Source organism: Methylobacterium sp. WL18 (assembly GCF_008040015.1).
GTDB lineage: Bacteria > Pseudomonadota > Alphaproteobacteria > Rhizobiales > Beijerinckiaceae > Methylobacterium > Methylobacterium mesophilicum.
On record NZ_VRVD01000611.1, the window covers coordinates 1 to 2,827 of the forward strand.

At 69.5% G+C, this 2,827-nt stretch carries 4 protein-coding genes and 1 pseudogene; 2 read left to right on the top strand and 3 right to left on the bottom strand.

Annotation, left to right across the window (positions count from 1 at the left end; all coding sequences use genetic code 11):
* The 3 genes and pseudogenes from FV228_RS25795 to FV228_RS25800 all read right to left on the bottom strand — a co-directional run.
* A pseudogene (locus FV228_RS25795) lies at positions 1-227 on the bottom strand (MFS transporter); the annotation flags it as partial.
* Positions 228-344: 117 nt separating this feature from the next.
* Positions 345-512: a hypothetical protein gene (locus FV228_RS33440; RefSeq protein ID WP_187277909.1), complete on the bottom strand. Its 168-nt coding sequence runs from the start codon at positions 510-512 to the stop codon at positions 345-347.
* Between the two features lie 46 nt (positions 513-558).
* Positions 559-1,161, bottom strand: a complete 603-nt coding sequence (locus FV228_RS25800; RefSeq protein WP_147857146.1) for a PAS domain-containing protein — start codon at positions 1,159-1,161, stop codon at positions 559-561.
* Between the two features lie 533 nt (positions 1,162-1,694).
* Here FV228_RS25800 and FV228_RS25805 point away from each other — a divergent pair.
* Both FV228_RS25805 and FV228_RS25810 read left to right on the top strand, forming a co-directional pair.
* The gene (locus FV228_RS25805; RefSeq protein ID WP_147857147.1) at positions 1,695-2,603 is read left to right on the top strand and encodes an alpha/beta hydrolase; all 909 of its coding nucleotides are present in this window, start codon (positions 1,695-1,697) and stop codon (positions 2,601-2,603) included.
* A gap of 10 nt (positions 2,604-2,613) precedes the next feature.
* Positions 2,614-2,827 (top strand): AraC family ligand binding domain-containing protein (locus FV228_RS25810; protein ID WP_246694029.1); only part of this gene is annotated, 214 nt, incomplete at its 3' end.

The following is a 2,827-nucleotide window of genomic DNA, read 5'->3' on the forward strand; positions in this document are numbered from 1 at the left end:
CCTCGGCTCCGGTCGGCGAAAGCGCCGGCCAGCGGGCCGACTACCAGCCGGAGGGCGCCGGCGGCGGCCAGGAGGGCGCCGATCTGCCCCGGCTCCAGCCCCCGCGCCGCAAGAAAACCCGGCAGGATCGGCGAGAGGAAACCGTAGGCCCCGTAGAGGGCAGCGTACAAAACGAGGAAGCGGGACAGACCACCCCGCCGAGCGGTGTCGCGCGCGCCGGGATCCATCGGGGCAGCCTCGTCAGGATGCGGGCGGCGGGCAGGGCGGCATATAGGTCCGATCGGGGGGAGACTGAGGGCGCTCCGGCAACGGCCAGACAACAGTATCCGGGTCGCCGAATCAAATCACCGCTCCGGATGCACCGCCCGTTCAGCCGGGTCGACATTCAGCCGCCCGTACGCCCCCGAGTCATGCGATCGCACGGCCTTCGCGAGCGGCGCCTCGAAGCCGGCCCTATCGGTGTGTTGAAGGCCGATATCCTCGCCGAAGGCCGATCCGGTCCGCGCTTCCACGCGCGATCCTGTGCCAGGGCGCCGAGGAGCCAGCCTCTGCGATCCGTCAATGCCCACGCCGGCCGGCCGCGGCGGCGGGCGTCTTGGCGATGCTTTGCCCGAGGCGCAGCAGCAACATATCGATCAGCAATTGCAGCTCGGTATCCGCGACCCCTTCGAGCGCGTCGCGGCATTCGAGGGCGCGGTCGATGGCGACCGAGAGCGCATCCAGCGGCTCGACGGGCAACGGGGCGGCCTGCTCGTCCTCGAGCCGGCTGTCGGTCACGTCGATGATGATGCCGTGCCCCGTCCGCCGGCTCGACGCGCCCGCCGGCAGCCGGCCGCGGTCGAGGATCCACCGGACCTGGCCGGTTGGCGAGAGCGTGCGGTACTCGGCTACGAACAGGCCGCCGCGCTCGCGGACCGCCTGGAAGTGCCGCACCACCGCCGGCCGGTCCTCGGGATGGACGCAAGCCTTCGCGATCTCCAGCGGGATCGGACGCCCTGCGAGGCCGGGATCGCCTGCGAGCACGTCGGCGGCGCCCGCATCCAAGGTGCAGCGATCGGACCGGGGCGACCATGACCAGGCGCCGATCACGCCGGACGCGTCGAGGGCTGCCGACAGATCCACCGGCAGGCCGCGCGGGCGCTTGATCGCGTCGACAACCATGGGCGATCTCCGAAACCGGCGTGCCCCTCGCACGCATTCTTCGCAGTCATACAACCCATGATGGAATTAAGAGGCGGTTAACTCAACACCGCAACCTCAATGCTCTCCCGGTCATTCTACTGATGGATTGAGGTTATTCCCGCCGACCGACGAACCATCCCCGGTTTCGCGCCATGTCGATGGACGCGCATCGGTTGTACTTCCCGGGCGAGCTTCAGCCGATCTGCGTGACCAGCGTGAACGCGCCGAACAGCAGCACAGCCCCGACCACGACCGCTAGAAGAATGAGCGCGGCCCGCGATTCCTGAATGTCCGGCGCCATGAGCCTCCCCGATCGTATCACCCGTTCCTCCGGGCCGCGCTCCGCGGCGCTTTGATTGCCAGCGTTGCACCGATCGGCTTGGCTGTCGATGGTGGACGACGCCACCGGGCGACACGGATCTCTGGCCGAAACGGCGCCGTCTTTGACTGGATTCACCGCGCCCACCTAAGCATGGTCCGGCACGATGCCTCGGCGAACGAGGGGGGGACCGATGCGAAGCGATATCGAGTTCGGTTCGGAGGGTCGGACCTTGCGGGGCTGGCTCTACCGGCCGGAAACACCGGCGGGAGCGTCCGTTGCGGCCGTGGTGATGGCCCACGGCTTCTCGGCGGTGAAGGAGCAGTATCTCGATCGGTACGCGGAGATCTTTGCGGCGGCGGGCCTCGGCGTCCTGGTCTACGACCACCCCCATTTCGGCGCCAGCGACGGACTGCCCCGCCAGGAGGTCGACCCGACCGTGCAGAAGCGCGGGTACCGGGATGCGATCAGTTTCGCGCAGACGATCCCGTGGATCGATCCGGACCGGATCGGGATCTGGGGCACCAGCTTCAGCGGGGGCCACGTGATCGAGGTCGCGGCGATCGACCGCCGGGTCCGATGCGTCGTCGCGCAGGTGCCGCAGATCAGCGGTTCGCTCTCGGCGCAGCGCCGGACCCGGTCCGATCTCGTCCCGGCCCAGTTGCGCCGCTTCGAGGCCGACCGCGCCGCGCGCTTCCGCGGCGGGGAGCCGGCCATGCTGCCGGCGGTGTCGAACGATCCGCTCCAACCCTGTGCGATGCCGGGACAGGACGGCCACGCCTTCTTCACCGGCACCCAAGCCTTCGCGCCGGCCTGGCGGAACGCAGTGACGCTGCGCAGCGCCGAACTATCCCGCGAGAACGAGCCGGGCGTGCACATCACCCGGATCAGCCCGACGCCGCTGCTGATGATCGTGGCCGAGGACGACGCTCTCACGGCCACCGACCTGTGCCTGGAGGCCTATCAGCGTGCCCTGCCGCCCAAGAACCTCATGATGGTGCCGGGCGGCCATTTCGACCCCTATCTCCGGCACTTCGACCGCACCAGTGGAGCCGCCCGCGATTTTCTCGTGGCTCATCTCGGCGCGGAACCGGCGGCCTGACGACCGGATCGTGTTCGGTCCTCCTGCCTTCCGCGGCCCGACAGTGATCTGCCTCGGCCGCGACTACCCGGATGGCGGGATCGTCGGCCCGCATTGTCACGCCCGCGCACAGCTAATCTACGCGATTGCCGGGGTGATGGAGATCCGCGCGGCGGGCAGCCTGTGGCTCGTTCCGCCGCAGCGCGCGCTGTGGGTCGGGGCCGGCGTCGAACACGCCATGCGCG